The 15422-nt window shown below is 71.9% G+C and carries 16 protein-coding genes; 12 read left to right on the top strand and 4 right to left on the bottom strand.

The window, feature by feature from the left end; all coding sequences use genetic code 11:
• Positions 1 to 1117: glutamate-1-semialdehyde 2,1-aminomutase (locus J7E86_RS09125; protein WP_251018879.1), on the top strand; the 1117-nt coding region annotated here is incomplete at its 5' end.
• Positions 1118 to 1221: 104 nt separating this feature from the next.
• Here J7E86_RS09125 and J7E86_RS09130 read toward each other — a convergent pair.
• Complete coding sequence (locus J7E86_RS09130) at positions 1222 to 1638, bottom strand: organic hydroperoxide resistance protein (protein ID WP_215081044.1); 417 nt, start codon at positions 1636 to 1638, stop codon at positions 1222 to 1224.
• 128 nt (positions 1639 to 1766) lie between these two features.
• On the opposite strand from J7E86_RS09130, the gene J7E86_RS09135 reads away from it, so the two are divergent.
• The 4 genes from J7E86_RS09135 (at position 1767) to J7E86_RS09150 (ending at position 6566) form a co-directional block, all read left to right on the top strand.
• Positions 1767 to 2849, top strand: coding sequence for a CaiB/BaiF CoA-transferase family protein (locus J7E86_RS09135; protein WP_215081045.1), 1083 nt, complete (start codon positions 1767 to 1769; stop codon positions 2847 to 2849).
• A 123-nt stretch (positions 2850 to 2972) separates the two neighbouring features.
• Positions 2973 to 3581: a flavodoxin family protein gene (locus J7E86_RS09140; protein ID WP_215081046.1), complete on the top strand. Its 609-nt coding sequence runs from the start codon at positions 2973 to 2975 to the stop codon at positions 3579 to 3581.
• A gap of 37 nt (positions 3582 to 3618) precedes the next feature.
• Entirely contained in the window at positions 3619 to 6087 is a 2469-nt protein-coding gene (locus tag J7E86_RS09145; RefSeq protein ID WP_215081047.1) for a molybdopterin oxidoreductase family protein, read from the top strand.
• On the top strand, positions 6084 to 6566 hold the full coding sequence (locus J7E86_RS09150; protein ID WP_215081048.1) for a hypothetical protein: 483 nt from the start codon (positions 6084 to 6086) through the stop codon (positions 6564 to 6566). The genes J7E86_RS09145 and J7E86_RS09150 overlap by 4 nt, the downstream gene beginning before the upstream one ends.
• Before the next feature lie 29 nt (positions 6567 to 6595).
• On the opposite strand, the gene J7E86_RS09155 is transcribed toward J7E86_RS09150, so the two are convergent.
• A complete protein-coding gene (locus J7E86_RS09155) occupies positions 6596 to 7942 on the bottom strand; it encodes a glycosyltransferase family 2 protein (RefSeq protein ID WP_215081049.1) in 1347 nt (448 codons plus the stop codon).
• A 374-nt stretch (positions 7943 to 8316) separates the two neighbouring features.
• Between J7E86_RS09155 and J7E86_RS09160 the strand changes: the two genes are divergently transcribed.
• Both J7E86_RS09160 and J7E86_RS09165 read left to right on the top strand, forming a co-directional pair.
• The gene (locus J7E86_RS09160; protein WP_308312530.1) at positions 8317 to 8802 is read left to right on the top strand and encodes a hypothetical protein; all 486 of its coding nucleotides are present in this window, start codon (positions 8317 to 8319) and stop codon (positions 8800 to 8802) included.
• A gap of 87 nt (positions 8803 to 8889) precedes the next feature.
• Positions 8890 to 9615 (top strand): DUF6766 family protein, encoded by a 726-nt coding sequence (locus tag J7E86_RS09165; protein WP_308312531.1) that lies wholly within the window; start codon positions 8890 to 8892, stop codon positions 9613 to 9615.
• 51 nt (positions 9616 to 9666) lie between these two features.
• Here J7E86_RS09165 and J7E86_RS09170 read toward each other — a convergent pair whose 3' ends face one another.
• Positions 9667 to 11055: a UDP-glucose/GDP-mannose dehydrogenase family protein gene (locus J7E86_RS09170; protein WP_215081050.1), complete on the bottom strand. Its 1389-nt coding sequence runs from the start codon at positions 11053 to 11055 to the stop codon at positions 9667 to 9669.
• A gap of 281 nt (positions 11056 to 11336) precedes the next feature.
• On the opposite strand from J7E86_RS09170, the gene J7E86_RS09175 reads away from it, so the two are divergent.
• From J7E86_RS09175 to J7E86_RS09190, 4 genes are all read left to right on the top strand, one after another.
• Positions 11337 to 11744 (top strand): cell division protein SepF, encoded by a 408-nt coding sequence (locus tag J7E86_RS09175; RefSeq protein WP_215081051.1) that lies wholly within the window; start codon positions 11337 to 11339, stop codon positions 11742 to 11744.
• Between the two features lie 24 nt (positions 11745 to 11768).
• A complete protein-coding gene (locus J7E86_RS09180) occupies positions 11769 to 12965 on the top strand; it encodes an AAA family ATPase (RefSeq protein ID WP_251018881.1) in 1197 nt (398 codons plus the stop codon).
• 77 nt (positions 12966 to 13042) lie between these two features.
• Entirely contained in the window at positions 13043 to 13423 is a 381-nt protein-coding gene (locus tag J7E86_RS09185; RefSeq protein ID WP_308312532.1) for a nucleotide pyrophosphohydrolase, read from the top strand.
• Positions 13424 to 13552: 129 nt separating this feature from the next.
• Entirely contained in the window at positions 13553 to 14011 is a 459-nt protein-coding gene (locus J7E86_RS09190; RefSeq protein WP_215081053.1) for a DUF6099 family protein, read from the top strand.
• Positions 14012 to 14022: 11 nt separating this feature from the next.
• Here J7E86_RS09190 and J7E86_RS09195 read toward each other — a convergent pair whose 3' ends face one another.
• Entirely contained in the window at positions 14023 to 14220 is a 198-nt protein-coding gene (locus J7E86_RS09195; RefSeq protein ID WP_215081054.1) for a hypothetical protein, read from the bottom strand.
• Between the two features lie 247 nt (positions 14221 to 14467).
• Between J7E86_RS09195 and J7E86_RS09200 the strand changes: the two genes are divergently transcribed.
• A complete protein-coding gene (locus J7E86_RS09200; protein WP_215081055.1) occupies positions 14468 to 15391 on the top strand; it encodes an LLM class F420-dependent oxidoreductase in 924 nt (307 codons plus the stop codon).
• Positions 15392 to 15422: the final 31 nt, after the last annotated feature.

The following is a 15422-nucleotide window of genomic DNA, read 5'->3' on the forward strand; positions in this document are numbered from 1 at the left end:
GGGGCCGATGATCCTCGGCCACCGCCACCCCGCCGTCATGGAGGCCGTCCGCGGGGCCCTGGCCAAGGGCACGTCCTTCGGTACCGCCACCGAGGGGGAGATCGCCCTCGCCGAGGAGATCACCGCCCGCGTCGCCCCCGTGGAGCGGGTGCGCCTGGTGACGTCCGGCACCGAGGCGACGATGTCCGCGATCCGCCTGGCCCGCGGCTTCACGGGCCGTACGAAGATCGTGAAGTTCGCCGGCTGCTACCACGGCCACGTCGACGCCCTCCTGGCCGCCGCCGGCTCGGGCCTGGCCACCTTCGCACTCCCCGACACCCCCGGCGTGACCGGCGCTCAGGCCGGCGACACCATCGTCCTGCCCTACAACGACCTCGCCGCCGTCGAGGCGGCCTTCGCCGAGCAGGGTGGCGACATCGCCTGCGTCATCACCGAGGCCGCCCCCGGCAACATGGGCGCGGTCCCGCCCCTGCCCGGTTTCAACCAGGGCCTGAAGGACATCTGCACGCGCCACGGGGCCCTCTTCATCTCCGACGAGGTCATGACCGGCTTCCGTGCCGCACCGGACGGGTGGTACGGACGCGACGGAGTGGCCGCCGACCTGTTCACGTACGGCAAGGTCATGGGCGGCGGTTTCCCGGCCGCGGCCTTCGGCGGTCGCGCCGAGATCATGGACCACCTCGCCCCGGCGGGCCCCGTCTACCAGGCCGGCACCCTCGCCGGGAACCCGGTCGCCACCGCCGCCGGCCTCGCCACGCTCCGCAACTGCACCGAGGAGGTCTACAACCGCCTCGACGACGTCGCCGCCACGATCGGCAGCCATGTCTCCGCCGCGCTGACCGCCGAGGGCGTCGCCCACCGACTCCAGTACTCCGGCACCATGTTCTCGGTCTTCTTCGCCTCCGGGCCCGTCACCGACTACGACGCCGTGAAGGCGAGCGAGGCCCACCGCTACCGGGCCTTCTTCCACTCGATGCTGCGCCAGGGCGTGTACCTGCCGCCGTCGCCGTTCGAGGCGTGGTTCGTCTCCGCGTCCCACGACGACCGCGCCGTGGACCGGGTGCTGTCCGCCCTGCCCGCCGCCGCCAAGGCCGCCGCGGCGGCGGAAGCCTCCTGAACCGCGGCACACCGCTGCCGGGCCCGGCAGCTGCGACACACCACTGCCGGGCCCGCGGAAATTCCCGGACCCGGCAGCGGTGCCACCTCTCGATGCGAAAGCGGTCAGGACACCAGGGTGATGCCGACCCGGATACCGTCGCGCACCGCCTTGGAATAGGGGCAGCGGCCATGCGCCTGGTCCACCAGGGACCGTGCGACCTCTTCCGGGACACCGGGCAGGCCGACGACGAGGTCGGCACTGATCGAATATCCGCTCTCACCCCGCTCCAGATGAACCCGTGCGGAAACCGTGTCCTCCGTCAGAACCACCCGCGCCTCGCGCGCCGACAGTCGCAGAGCGCTGTGGAAACACGCCGCATAACCCGCCGCGAACAGCTGCTCGGGGTTGGTCGAACCACCCGGGCCACCGACCTCCTTGGGGGCGGCGAGGCCCAGCTCCAGAACGCCGTCCGACGACCGGACGCGCCCGTTGCGGCCGTCCCCCTCCGACACCACATCGGCTGTGTAGACAACTCCCATGGGAAACCACTCCATTCATGACCTGAGAAACAGAAAGGGAAACACCCGGAACATAGAAAGACAGCCGACCGGCAGACCATACGGAACCCCGAACAGCACTGATCCGAAAAGGAAATGAGGAACCCGAAATGGGCCCCCTGGACACCCTGCGCGTCGTCGAACTCGCCGGCGGCGCCCCCACCGCCTACGCCGCCACCCTCCTCGCCGACCTCGGCGCGGACGTCGTACGGATCGACCGCCCCGCACCCGGCGGCCGCCACCACGCGGCCGACCCCCTCGGCCGCGGCCGCCGCTCCATGGCGGCCGACCTCAAGGTCGAGAACGACCTGCGCGACGTCCGCTCCCTGATCGACCGGGCCGACGTGTTCCTGGAAGGAATGCGCCCCGGCATGTGCGAACGCCTCGGCCTGGGCCCCGACGCCCTCACGGCGAGCAACCCGCGCCTGATCTACGCCCGCCTCTCCGGATGGGGCCACGCCGGCCCCTGGGCCCAGCGCCCCGGCCACGACATCAGCTTCCTGGCCATGGCCGGACTCCTCGACAGCGACCGCCCCGCCGCCGGCCCTCCCGCCCCTCCCGCCCCTCCCTCCACGTATCTCTCCACCTTCGCGGGCGGCGGCATGCTCCAGGCCCTCGGCATCCTCGCCGCCCTCCACGAACGCACCCGCTCCGGCCGCGGTCAGGTCGTCGACGCGGCGATGGTCGACGGCGCGGCCATGCTGGACGTGATGACACGTCAGTGGCGCGACCTCCCCGGCAACGTGACCGTCACCGACGCGCCCTTCTACACCACCTACGCCTGCCAGGACGGCCTGTACGTGGCGGTCGGCGCCATCGAACCGCGCTTCTACGCCACGCTTCTGGAGTGCCTGGCCCTGGACCCCGCGTCCCTGCCGGACCGCGCCGACGAAGCCGCCTGGCCCGCCCTGCGCACCCGCCTCGCGGCGGCCTTCGCGGAGCACACCCGGGACCACTGGACCAAGGTCTTCGACGAGCACGAGGCATGCGTCGTCCCCGTCCTGAACCCCACCGAGGCCCCCGGACACCCGGCCCTGCACGAGCGGGGCACCTTCGTGGAGGTGGCCGGCACCCACCAGCCCGCCCCGTCCCCCCGCTTCATCCGCACCCCCGCCGCCGCCCCCACCCCGGCCCCCGCCCCGGGCGAGCACACCGCCGAGCTCCCGCACACCTGGCGGACACCGGCGAACTGAGCGACCGGCCGCCGCGACGCCCCGAGCCGGCCGCGGCGGCCGCACCCCCGTCCCCCCTCCCCGTTCACCCGATCAGCCCCACCCCATGCCCTGCCCCTCCCGATTCCGGGTACCGGTCACCGCATGAGAGCACTGGTCGTCAACTGCACGCTCAAGGCGTCGCCCGAGCCCTCCAATACGGAGGCGCTGGCCCATGTCGTCGCCGAGCAGCTCGTCTCGTACGGAGTGGAGGTGCAGTTCGTACGGGCGGTGGACCTCGACATCCGGCCCGGAGTCACCAGTGAGGCCGCCGGGCCCGGTGACCAGTGGCCCGAGGTGCACCGGAAGCTGCTGGAGGCGCGGATTCTCGTCATGGCGTCGCCCACCTGGCTGGGGCGGCCCTCGTCGGTCGCCCAGCGGGTGCTGGAGCGGATGGACGCCATGCTCTCCGAGACGGACGACCAGGGGCGGCCCGTGGCGTACAACCGGGTGGCGGGGGTCGTCGTCACGGGCAACGAGGACGGTGCCCACCACGTGATCAGCGAGATCGTCGGCGCGCTCGGCGACATCGGCTACACCATCCCCGGGCAGGCGTGGACGTACTGGCACCTGGGGCCCGGCGCCGGCCCCGACTACCTGGACGACGAACGCGGACACGACTGGTCCCACAGGACGGGCCGCGCGATGGCCGCCAACCTCCACGGCACCGCGAGGGCACTGCAGACACTCCCCCTGGGCGCACCACCGAGCTGAGGCCGGGCACCCGGGGCAGACGGCAGAGGAGGCCGGCATGGTACGCAGGGACCGGATCGCGGAGCCCTGGGGCGCCCGTACGCCCTACGGGCGGGGTGAGCCATGGCCCGTGCGGGTGGACTCCCACCTCCAGGCCGGCGTCGGTGCCGGCGACGTCGACCGCTGGGTGCCCGCCGCGTCGGTCCTGCACTCCAACGGCGACGCCATGGACATCGCCGTCAAGGACGGGCGCATCGTCGGGGTGCGCGGGCACGCCCGCGACCGGGTCAACCACGGGCGGCTCGGGCCCAAGGACCTCTTCGGCTGGCAGGCCAACGCATCAGCGGACCGGCTCACCCGCCCCCTCGTCCGGAACGCGGACGGCGCGCTGGTGGAGAGCGACTGGGACACCGCGATGGACCTCGTCGTACGACGCACCCGCGAGCTCATGGACGAGCAGGGGCCCTCGGCGATCGGCTTCTACACCACCGGCCAGCTGTTCCTGGAGGAGTACTACACCCTCTCCCTCATCGCCCACGGCGGGCTGGGCACCAATCACCTCGACGGCAACACCCGCCTGTGCACGGCCACCGCCGCGGCGGCCCTGAAGGAGTCCTTCGGGTGCGACGGTCAGCCCGGTTCGTACACGGACATCGACCACGCCGACGTCATCACGCTGTTCGGGCACAACATGGCCGAGACGCAGACGGTGCTGTGGAGCCGGGTCCTGGACCGCCTCGCCGGGCCGGATCCGCCCGCCGTGATCTGCGTGGACCCCCGGCCCAGCCCGGTCGCCCGGGCCGCGACCGTACACCTGGCGCCGCGACCGGGCACGAACGTGGCCCTGATGAACAGCCTCCTGCACGAGATCATCGCGAACGGCTGGACCGACCGGGACTACCTCGACGCCCACGTCGTCGGCTACGCGGAACTGACCGAACGGGTCGAGGACTGCACACCGGAGTACGCGGCCGCCCGCTGCGGCGTCCCCGCCGAGGAGATCCGGCGGGCCGCGCGGATCCTCGGTCGCGGCGAGCGCCTGCTGTCCACCGTCCTGCAGGGCTTCTACCAGTCCCACCAGGCCACCGCGGCCGCCGTGCAGGTCAACAACCTGCACCTGATCCGCGGCATGCTCGGCCGGCCCGGCTGCGGCGTCCTGCAGATGAACGGCCAGCCCACCGCGCAGAACACCCGTGAGTGCGGTGCCAACGGCGACCTGCCGGGATTCCGCAACTGGGCCAACGACGCCCACGTCGCCGACCTGGCCCGGATCTGGAACGTCGAACCCGAACGGATCCCGCACTACGCGCCACCCACCCACGCCATGCAGATGATGCGCTACGTGGAGAACGGCTCGATCCGCATGCTGTGGGTCTCCGGCACCAACCCGGCCGTGTCCCTGCCGGAACTGCGCCGCGTCCGCTCCCTCCTGGCACAGGAACGGCTCTTCCTCGTCGTGCAGGACCTGTTCCCGACCGAGACCGCCCAGCTCGCCGACGTCGTCCTGCCCGCCGCCACCTGGGGCGAGAAGACCGGTACCTTCACCAACGCCGACCGCACGGTCCACCTCTGCGAGAAGGCCGTCGAACCGCCCGGCCGGGCCCGGCCCGACCTGGACATCTTCCTCGACTACGCCACCCGCCTCGACCTGCGGGACAAGGACGGCGGACCCCTGGTGAAATGGGCCGGCCCGGAGGCGGCGTTCGAGGCGTGGAAGGAATGCTCCCGCGGCCGCCCGTGCGACTACACCGGCATCACCTACGCCAGGCTCCGCGAACGGGGCGGCACGCAATGGCCGTGCGACGCCGGCCACCCCGACGGCACCGAGCGCCTCTACGCCGACGGCCGCTTCTTCAGCGCACCCGACTACTGCGAGAGCTACGGCCGCGACCTGGTCACCGGGGCACCCCTGGAACCGGACGAGTACCGCGCCATGAACCCCGACGGCAAGGCGGTGATCAAGGCCGCCGGCTATCTGCCGCCCCACGAGCGCACCAGCGACGAGTACCCCCTGCTGCTCACCACCGGCCGCACCCTCTACCACTTCCACACCCGTACGAAGACGGCGCGCGCCCCGCAGCTACAGGCTGCCGCACCGGGGATGTGGGTCGAGTTGTCGCGGCGTGACGCCGACGCGGCGGGCATCACCGAAGGCGACCTCGTGGAGGTGACGACGCCGCGGGGTTCCGTCCGGGCCGCCGCGCGGATCACCGCCATCGCGGAGGGCGTGCTCTTCCTGCCGTTCCACTACGGCTACTGGGACACCGAAGCCGGCCACGAACCCGACGGCACCCCGCGAGCGGCGAACGAACTCACCCCGACGGACTGGGACCCCGCCTCCAAACAGCCCCTCTACAAGACCGCCGCCGCCCGCATCCACCTGTTCGCCCCACGGGACACACCGGCCGCGGCCCCCACCACCACCGCATCGGCACCCGTGACCGCCGGGATCGCACCGACCGCCGGAGGGGAAGCGGCCATGGTCGACGAGGAACCGGCCCCCACGACCGCAGGAGAGACCCCGTGAAGATCGCCGCCGTGCTCCGCGAACTCCACCACAGCGAGAACGCACTCGCCCACCACCTGCTGCTCGTCTCCGAACGCCACAAGGCCGACCACGAGATCCATCACCTGGCCCGCGACCTCGCCACCTGGTCACAGCGCCACGTCCGCGCCCTGGCCGAGGCGGCTCACCGCTACGACCTGGAACTCGACCCCGAGCCCCGCGGCGACACGACACCCGCCGAACGACTGCGCGAGAAGGGCGGCGAACTCCTCGGCCGGCGCCCTACGGCCGGCCTGCTCGTACTGCGCGACCTGCGAAAGATCTACACCGACGCGTCAGGGGTCTCGGTGGACTGGGAAATGCTGGCCCAAGCCGCCCAGGCCACCAAGGACGAGCCACTCCTGCGCCTGACCCGGGAATGCCACCCCGACACACTCCGCCAGATGCGCTGGGCCAACGCCCAGCTCAAGGAGACCAGCCCCCAGATCCTCGTCAGCTGACCACGGCCGATGCCCGGGGGCGTCCCGCCTCATGGGTGGCGCGTGGTCACAGACGGTAGGGCGGCCGGTGGGCGGACGGCTATGAGAGGTTCCTCGGCGTGCTCGGTCTTGGCCCAGGACGTACGGCGGGCGGCCAGCCGCCAGACGGCCCGCCAGCCGGCGGCGAAGGAGAGGTAGATCCAGAGCACTTGGGCGTGGGAGTAGAGGAGGGCCTTCCAGACCGGCAGGTCGCCCGAGCGCCGCCAATACACCAGGCCCCAGGCGAGGTAGGGGGCGAAGGACACCGAGTACCAGGCCAGCCCCTTCCACACGGCCGTCCCCACCGGCTCGCCCGCGAGCCCGGCGAGCCGGGCGGCGTGCCCGCGCACCGTGGCGAGCAGGAGGTACTGCTGGAGCACCGACCACGGCAGCGTCGTCAGATACGGGACCAGCAGATAGCCCGTCAGCTCCGCCCGCGCCCTGAACGGGGCCGCTGAATGGAACCACAACTCGGGCAGTCGGAGGATGGCGCCCATGTGCCCCTGGTGCCAGCGCGTGCGCTGCCGCAGCAGGCGGCGCGGATCGGTCAGACCCTGCTGGGACACGTACGCGCCCGTCGTCGAGGTGACCGTCCAGCCGCGCACCGCCAGACTGATCCCCAGGTCCAGGTTCTCGGTCAGGGAGTCCGACCACGGGCGTTCCCCGACGCCGTCCAGGGCCGCGAGACGCGTGAACTGGCCGTTGCCCGCCATGCTCACCGACTTCGTGGCCACCCGGCCGAACTGCCCGACGGCGCTCAGCCCCCAGAACTCCATGTCCTGGCAGCGCAGCGCCCAGTGACGCCGGCCCCGGATGCGTACCGCGAGCTGCGTGCCCCCGACGTCCGGGTCCTCGAACAACGGCACCACCCGGGCGGCCGCCCCCGGCGTCATCCGGCCGTCGGCGTCCAGCACGCAGACCAGCACCCGCGCGGGATCCAGCCCCTCCTCCCGGGCGCGGGAGCGGATGGCGCGCAGCCCGGCGTTGAGCGCCGCGCCCTTGCCCCGGCGGGCCTCCGGCGGCGCCCTGCGCACGACGGTGATCCGACCGCGTCCCGTGGCCGCGGCGAGGGCGGCGGTGGCGTCGTCGCTGCCGTCGTCGACGACCACCACACGGACGCCGGGCTGTTCCATGAGCAGCGCCCGCACGGTGTTGGCGATCACCCGCTCCTCGTTGAGGCAGGGGACCAGCGCGAAGACGCTCCAACCCGCCGGGAGCGGGGCGGGCGGCCTCTTGTCGCGGGTGACCTGGGTGCGCAGTGAGGCGTCCGAGCGGCGGGCGAAGAACAGGCCGCGCAGGGCGAGCGGCACGTTGTAGGCCATGGTGATCAGTACGACGAGCAGTGCGGCGTCGCGCATGACCGTCTCCAGTCGCGCATGACCGTCTCCAGGGGAGCCGTCGATCGCCTTTCCGCCGTCCGCGCGCACGCGTCGCGGGGAGCCCGGGGCGACGCGGGCCTGCGGATCGGGCTTGGGGGTCCGCAGGTGAAGGGGTGGACGTGAGCTGCCCGATCGTGTGGATGTTTCCCTGGCGACGGCCGCTTCACGAGCCGATTCCCTCGGGGGAGTGCAGCTGTTGACACATGTTCGAGTCGTGATTCCGGCGTGGCGTCGATGCGGTCGGTCGATGCGATCGGTCGATGTGCGAGGGAGGCCTTGTGGAATTCGCCAGGTCAATCCCGTATGGCTCAATTGATGTGTAATGGCATGTTTGTCAGGACATCATCCGTAGCGTGACGGAGTCCTTCCCTCCAGGAGATCCCGGGGGCAGCCCGTACGGGCAACGCCTCGCGCGGGCGAGTGCCGCGCCACTGACGCGACGCCGCACCGGCGCGGCACTCACCGTGCTCGCCCTCGCCGCAGTGACGGCGTGCGGCACCCTGTCCGCCCGGCGCGACGACGCGCTGGCGGCGGTCACCCGCTTTGAACAGGCGCTGGCGGCCGGGCGGAACGAACCGCTGTGCGCCGCTCTCGCCCCCGCCACCCGCGAGGAGCTGGAACACTCGGCGGACAGCCCCTGCGCGCAGGCGGTGGGCCAGGAGGAGCTGCCGGCCGCCGGCGCGGTACGGCACGTCGACGTCTACGGCGACCAGGCGCGAGCGGTCCTCGCACACGACACCCTCTTCCTCGCCCACTTCCCCGACGGGTGGAAGGTGACCGCGGCAGGCTGCGTCCCGCGCCCCCAACGCCCGTACCAGTGCGCGGTCAAGGGTGGTTGAGACAGCGATGAAGGCCATGTTCACCATCGTCCTGCTGCTGGTCGTGGGCGGTCTGGCCTACTTCACGGTTCTGGGACTGATGCACCGGTGAGCCACCCCGCGGCAGCGCCCGCCAAGTCGCCCGGCATCCGCGGCGGCGTGCGGCGATTCCTCCGGCACAACGCCCTCGGCCTGACGTTCCTGATCGCGTTCCTGCTCGCACTGGCCGTACAGGCGATCGCCGGCCATGCCGAATTCAACAACCACCTCACCGCCGACGGCCTGCCCACGGTCGGCTTCGCCGACTACCTGACGTCATCCGACTTCGCCGTCGACGTCAGCGAGAACTGGCAGTCCGAATACCTGCAGTTCTTCCTCTACATCTTCGCCACCGTCTGGCTCGTCCAGCGCGGCTCCCCGGAATCCAAGGAACCCGGCAAAGAGGGCCCCGAATCCAACCACGACCAGCTGGTCGGCCCGCACGCCCGCGCCGACTCTCCTCGCTGGGCGGCCGCCGAGGGCTGGCGCCAAGCGGTCTACGCCCGCTCGCTCGGGCTGGTCATGGGCGCCCTGTTCCTGATGTCCTGGTTCGCCCAGTCCGTCGCCGGCGTGGCCTCCTACAACGAGCAGCAACTGCGCGGGTTCCAGAACCCCATCAGCTGGGCGGACTACCTCGGCGCTGCCGAATTCTGGGGCCGTACGCTGCAGAACTGGCAGTCCGAGCTCCTCGCCATCGCCTCCATGGCGGTCCTCTCCGTCTACCTCCGCCAGCGCGGCTCACCGGAGTCCAAACCCGTCGGCGCACCGCACACCGCCACCGGCGTCGAGGGCTGACCCGGGACCGTGCCCCGGGCGCTCGTCGAAATGGTTCCCCCGTGGCCCCGGTCAGACGCTGGGTACCGGCTGTGTGCCGCGGACCTCGTACGCGGCGCTGCGTGCCGGCTGCCGGCCGCGGACCTCGTACGCGACCGGCGCCGCGGTACAGGGCCGGTGGCCGACGCTCCGGTAGAGCAGAGGCAGGCCGGCCAGCTCCTCCGTCCGCAGGCAGTTCTTGCCGTCGACGACGACACGGGGGCGGGCGAGCCGGGCGGCCAGCTCACGCCAGTCGGCCTCCACGATTTCGGGCCACTCGGTGAGGACGACGGCCGCGTGGGCTCCGGCGACGGCGGCCCGCAGGTCCGGTGCGGGTATCGCGCCGGGGAAGAGGCGGGTCAGCTGATCGGCGCCGACGGCCGGATCCCAGACACGGACCCGGGCGGCCGCGGCGAGCAGCCGCGGGATGACGGCGCGGCTCGGCGCGGCCCGCAGATCACCGTTCCAGGGCTGGTGGTGCACGCCGAGGACGGCGATCTCCGCCTGATCCAGTTCGCCGGGCAGTTCGCGGTACAGGGTCTCCGTCACGAGGCCGGACTGAGTGCTGTTGATCTCGATGGCCGCCTCCAGCAGCGGGGCACGCCCGCCGCTCTCCGCGACCCACCGGGCCAGGGCCGCGGTGTCCTTGGGCAGACAGAAGTCACCGAACCCCAGCCCCGGCCGGAGCAGGGCATGACCGATCCGGGCGTCACAGCCCACGCCGCGCAGGACGTCGTCGACGGAGAACTCGGCACCGGTGCACAGACGGGCGATCTCGTTCGCGAAGCCGGTCTTCATGGCGAGGAAGGCGTTGCTCGCGTACTTGGCCATCTCCGCACTGGCCGGCGTGGTCACCACCCACGGGCACATCGGCCCCTGATACATCCGGCGCAGCACCGGCAGCACCTCCTGCGACCAGATGCCCACCACCACGCGCGCAGGCGCGCGCCAGTCGTCCAGTGCGCTGCCCTCGTTCAGGAACTCCGGGTTGCAGGCGTACCGCTCGCGCAACCGGGGGTGGGCGCCGATCAGCCGGTCGCTGGTGCCCGGCGGGACGGTGGATTTCAGCACCACGCACGGCAGGGGCAGCAGGGCGGCGACCTCGTCGAGGGCCTCGGTCACCTGCGACAGATCGGCCGACCCGTCGGCGTTCGGTGGCGTCCCCACGGCGATCATGACGAGGTCGTAGGGGTCCCGCCGGTGCGAGGGCACGATCTCCTGGGCGAAGCGCAGCCGCCCCGACTCCAGCGCGTGGGACAACTGGCACTGAAGTCCGGGCTCCGCCACCGGCGCGCGCCCCGCCGCCAAGGAACCCAGCCGGACCGGATCCCGCTCGACCCCGGTGACCCGGTGCCCCCGCTCGGCCAGCGCGACGGCACCGATCACCCCAATACGGCCCTGCCCGACGACGGCTATTCGCATCTCGCTCTCCCGTGCCCGCACCGTCCGCGTCCGCGAGGGACTTCCGGTGAAACCCCCGCTGCCCGCCGGAACGCCCGCCCGTCGGGGTGTCAGCCTGCAACGGCGCGTGGCCGCCGACCACCGGCCGGGGCCGAACGGGTGAAGCCCCGCCCCGGCGGCCCGGGGAGCCGGTAACGTGGGGCCTGTCGGCCGGACGGTGTGTCATTCGGCCCAATGGGCGACACTTGTCCCTAGGATTGTGGGATGTACATAGCCACCACGTTCCCCGGAGGGGTGATCCGGTGAACAGGTCCGAGGCCACCGACGAGCAGTGGGAGGGACTGGCCGAGGTCGTCCCGCTGCGCGGCCACCACGCCTGGCCGTCCTGGCCCAACCACCGGGCCCTGCCCGAGGAGGAGCCCGAGCCGAACCGGCGTCAGCTCGTCGTCCTCCGCGTCCAGGTCTTCGCGGACGCGCGTGAGGTCGCCGAGCACCTGATCGCCCGCGTGCCGGTGCTGCTCGACCTCACCAGTGCCGACACCGATGTCGCCAAGCGCATCCTCGACTTCTCCAGCGGTGTCGTCTTCGGCCTGGGCAGCGGGATGCACCGGGTCGACACCAACGTCTTCCTCCTGGCCCCCGAGGGCACGGAGGTGGCCTCGGGATACCCCGATCGTAGGAAGAGTGATTCGCTGAAACGGTTTGGCTGAACGAACGACACATACGGTCCGGGCATGGACACAAACTGTGCCCGACCGGCCACCGTCCCCCTTCCCCAGCAGCACCAGCGCCCCGCGGTGACCGAATTACGGCTCTCCGCCTTCAAGTCGCACCGCAACGCCGTCTTCCCCCTCGGCCCGATGACCCTCTTCCGGGGACCGAGCGGCAGCGGGAAGTCCAGCGTCCTCCAGGCCTACGAAACACTCGCCCGGCTCGCGGGCGGCGACACCCTCGAAGAAGCCCTCGCCCCCGTGGCCGGCGGCGGCCCCGCCTGCGTACCGCACCAGGCCAGGCCGGACGCCCAGGGCAGACGGGGCTTCCGGATCGGCTGCACCGTCGAGGGCCCGGTGGGGCCGGTCCACCTCGACATCGCCGTACAGGCCGAACCCGAACTCCGCATGGTCGGCGAGCGGCTGACCGGCTCGGGCCGCACCCTGCTGTCCACGGCGCTGCGCGACCCGGGGCTGCGCAGGGTCGAAGCGGCCTGGCACACCGCCGGTACGGTTCCGGTCACCCGCGCGCCCCTGCCCGACGACCGGCTCGGTACGGCCCTGCTGCCGCTGCGGGTCGCGGGCAAGACCGCAGGCCAGCGGCTGGTCCTGGATGCCGCCGAACAGGTGGTGGTGGCGCTGAGGGCCGCCTTCGCCTGCGACCCGCGCCCGGAACGGATGCGCGCTCCGGTCGCCGCGCACGACGGAATGCTGCGCGGCGCCTGTGACAACGTCGCCGCCGTCCTCGGCCGTACCCGCCTGGAGTGCGCCACCCGCCACGCGCTCATGGTCACGGCCGTGGGGGCGGGGTGCCGAGGCCCGGTCGAGGAACTGTCGGTGGAGGACCTGGACGACGGTCTCGTACGAGCGGTCCTGGGACGGACTCCGGGGCCGGCGACCCCGCTGGACCGGCTGGGCGACGGGGAACTCCGCTACCTGGCCCTGTGCCTGGTGCTCATGACCGGCCCGGGGGTGCTGGACATGGACCCGGCCGCGGAGGTGCTGCCCGCGCGGCAGGCGCTGACGGTCCTGGCGGACGGGTTCGACCGGAGCCTGGATCCGCGACAGGTCCGTGAGCTGCTGGCAGTGGCCGCGCGGATGTGCGAACGGGGGCATGTGCGGCTGGTGGGGACGGTGGGGGCGGGCGTGGGTCCGGAGTTGGGGGAGTCGGAAGGGTCGTCGTCGGTGGGGTGGCCGGCGGTGGTAGACCTGGGGGAGTGACCGAAGAGCATGAAGAAACGGAAGAACGCGGAGAGGCCGAAGGGCACGGAGGGGCCGGGGCGCCTGCTGGGGCCAGGGTGGCTGCCAGAGTCGAGGGGACTGCCGGGCCGGGGGAGCTCAAGGCGCTGCAGCACCGGCTGGCCGCGTTCGCCGCGGCCCGCGACTGGCAGCCCTTCCACACGCCCAAGAACCTGGCCGCGGCCCTGAGCGTCGAGGCGTCCGAACTGGTGGAGATCTTCCAGTGGCTGACGCCGGAGGAGTCCGCGCGGGTGATGGAGAAGCCGGAGACGGCGGGGCGCGTGGCGGACGAGGTCGCCGATGTCCTCGCGTATCTCCTGCAGTTCTGCGAGGTGCTGGGCGTCGACGCGGCGGCCGCCCTCTCCGCGAAGATCGACCGCAACGAGCGGAGGTTCCCGATCCTCCAAGACCGTCACTCCGGCCGTCACTCTCCGGAGTGATTGAGTTATCCACACCGCATCTGGTATCCACAGATTTCTGAATTCCCCTGGCGTTTCCGGCGGATAGCCATCACTCTGAGTAGTGAGAACGAGCGAGCGCGGCACAGTCGGAAACGTGGGGGACCGGGCATGGACGCAATGCGGCTCATCGGGGCCACACGGACCTCCCTGGCGCAGGCCAGAGAGGTCCAGGACATCGTCATCGAGGCATGGCAGACCCAGGCGCTGGCCGGAGCCATCGGGAGCCATCTCGCGATCCATGGACCGTTCGAGGCCCGGGCCGCGGCGGGCGGCCTCGGCGAGGCGGGCGCCCGCGCCTCCGGCGCGCTGCGGCAGACGCTGCGCGCCGGGGCCGTACGAGCCGCGCAGCTCACCGAAGTGCGAGACCCCTGGAGTGCGTTGGCCGGGCTGTGCGGGCTGCTCGGCGAGGCGGGCATAGCCCTGGTGGGCGTGGCCTGCGCCTCCGATGAGGACGCCTTGTACTGGCAGTGCATAGAGGCGATCGACGCCGCCGATGAGACGAGCGACCGGGTGCGCTGGTTACAGAGACGGCTCGCACTGCGCGAGCGGGAAGGAGGCGCGGCGTGAGGGCCGGCCGATCAGCCGGTATCGCCTCCGCCGTCGCCGGACGAGGGGCTCTCGCCGGGCGGCTGGAGATCGGCGTCGAGCTGCGACAGATCCGCGTTCAGCGCGGCCATCAGCTCCTCCATCTGCTGCAACAGGCCCTTGGGTGCGCCCTGCTGCTGGGGAGCTGCCTGCGCGGGTACCGTTTCTTCGGGCACGGCTTCCTGGGTCATCGCGGCCTCCTCGGCCCTGGCCCTCCCAGTGCGGGCGGGCGGCGTTGCGATCGTCGCCTCCGGCAGCGGACACCGGTGCGCGGGCCGGGCGGTCCGGCTCCGCCCCAGCCAACGATCACCGGCCCCGGTGGACACTGTCGTCACCCCCTCCGGCTGGCCCGGATGGTCGAATTTCACCCGACCGTGGCGGGTGGGGCAAGGCAGGGCGTGGGCGGTTGACGCGTGTGCGGCAAGGCAGGATGGAGGTATGGATCTCCGTATCTTCACCGAGCCCCAGCAAGGGGCGAGCTATGACACGTTGCTCACCGTCGCCAAGGCCACCGAGGATCTCGGCTTCGACGCCTTCTTCCGGTCCGACCACTATCTCGCCATGGGCTCGGCGGACGGTCTGCCCGGTCCGACCGACGCCTGGATCACCCTGGCGGGCCTCGCCCGTGAGACCCGGCGGATCCGGCTCGGCACCCTGATGACCGCCGGCACGTTCCGGCTGCCCGGTGTCCTCGCCATCCAGGTGGCGCAGGTCGACCAGATGTCCGGTGGTCGCGTCGAGCTGGGGCTGGGCGCGGGCTGGTTCGAGGAGGAGCACAAGGCGTACGGCATCCCCTTCCCGAAGGAGAAATTCGGACGGCTGGAGGAGCAGCTCGCGATCGTCACAGGACTGTGGGAAACGGAGGTCGGCAAGACGTTCAGCTTCGACGGCTCGTACTACCAGCTCACCGACTCGCCGGCGCTGCCCAAGCCCGCGCAGAAGAAGGTGCCGGTGCTGATCGGTGGCCACGGTGCGAAGCGCACACCGCGGCTCGCCGCCCAGTACGCGGACGAGTTCAACATCCCCTTCGCCTCGATCGAGGACAGCGAGCGGCAGTTCGGGCGGGTGCGGACGGCCGCCGAGGAGTTCGGCCGCAAGGGCGACGAGCTGGTGTACTCCAACGCCCTGGTCGCCTGTGTGGGCAAGAACGACGCCGAGGTGACCCGACGGGCGGCGGTCATCGGCCGAGAGGTCGACGAGCTCAAGGCGAACGGCCTGGCCGGCTCGCCGGCCGAGGTCGTCGACAAGATCGGCCGGTATGCGGCGATCGGCTCGTCCCGGATCTACTTCCAGATCCTGGACCTCGACGACCTCGACCACCTGGAGCTGATTTCCTCGGAGGTCCAGTCCCAGCTGGCCTGAGGCCGCCGAGAGCGCCAGGAGCCACCGCAGA

This window comes from Streptomyces sp. ISL-11, from assembly GCF_018614525.1.
Classification (GTDB): domain Bacteria; phylum Actinomycetota; class Actinomycetes; order Streptomycetales; family Streptomycetaceae; genus Streptomyces.

Excerpts from the sequence above, each read along its gene's own strand:
- J7E86_RS09130 (WP_215081044.1), bottom strand. The coding sequence starts at position 1,638 with ATGGGAGTTGTCTACACAGCCGATGTGGTGTCGGAGGGGGACGGCCGC.
- J7E86_RS09135 (WP_215081045.1), top strand. The coding sequence starts at position 1,767 with ATGGGCCCCCTGGACACCCTGCGCGTCGTCGAACTCGCCGGCGGCGCC.
- J7E86_RS09140 (WP_215081046.1), top strand. The coding sequence starts at position 2,973 with ATGAGAGCACTGGTCGTCAACTGCACGCTCAAGGCGTCGCCCGAGCCC.
- J7E86_RS09145 (WP_215081047.1), top strand. The coding sequence starts at position 3,619 with ATGGTACGCAGGGACCGGATCGCGGAGCCCTGGGGCGCCCGTACGCCC.
- J7E86_RS09155 (WP_215081049.1), bottom strand. The coding sequence starts at position 7,942 with ATGCGCGACGCCGCACTGCTCGTCGTACTGATCACCATGGCCTACAAC.
- J7E86_RS09170 (WP_215081050.1), bottom strand. The coding sequence starts at position 11,055 with ATGCGAATAGCCGTCGTCGGGCAGGGCCGTATTGGGGTGATCGGTGCC.
- J7E86_RS09180 (WP_251018881.1), top strand. The coding sequence starts at position 11,769 with ATGGACACAAACTGTGCCCGACCGGCCACCGTCCCCCTTCCCCAGCAG.
- J7E86_RS09190 (WP_215081053.1), top strand. The coding sequence starts at position 13,553 with ATGGACGCAATGCGGCTCATCGGGGCCACACGGACCTCCCTGGCGCAG.
- J7E86_RS09195 (WP_215081054.1), bottom strand. The coding sequence starts at position 14,220 with ATGACCCAGGAAGCCGTGCCCGAAGAAACGGTACCCGCGCAGGCAGCT.
- J7E86_RS09200 (WP_215081055.1), top strand. The coding sequence starts at position 14,468 with ATGGATCTCCGTATCTTCACCGAGCCCCAGCAAGGGGCGAGCTATGAC.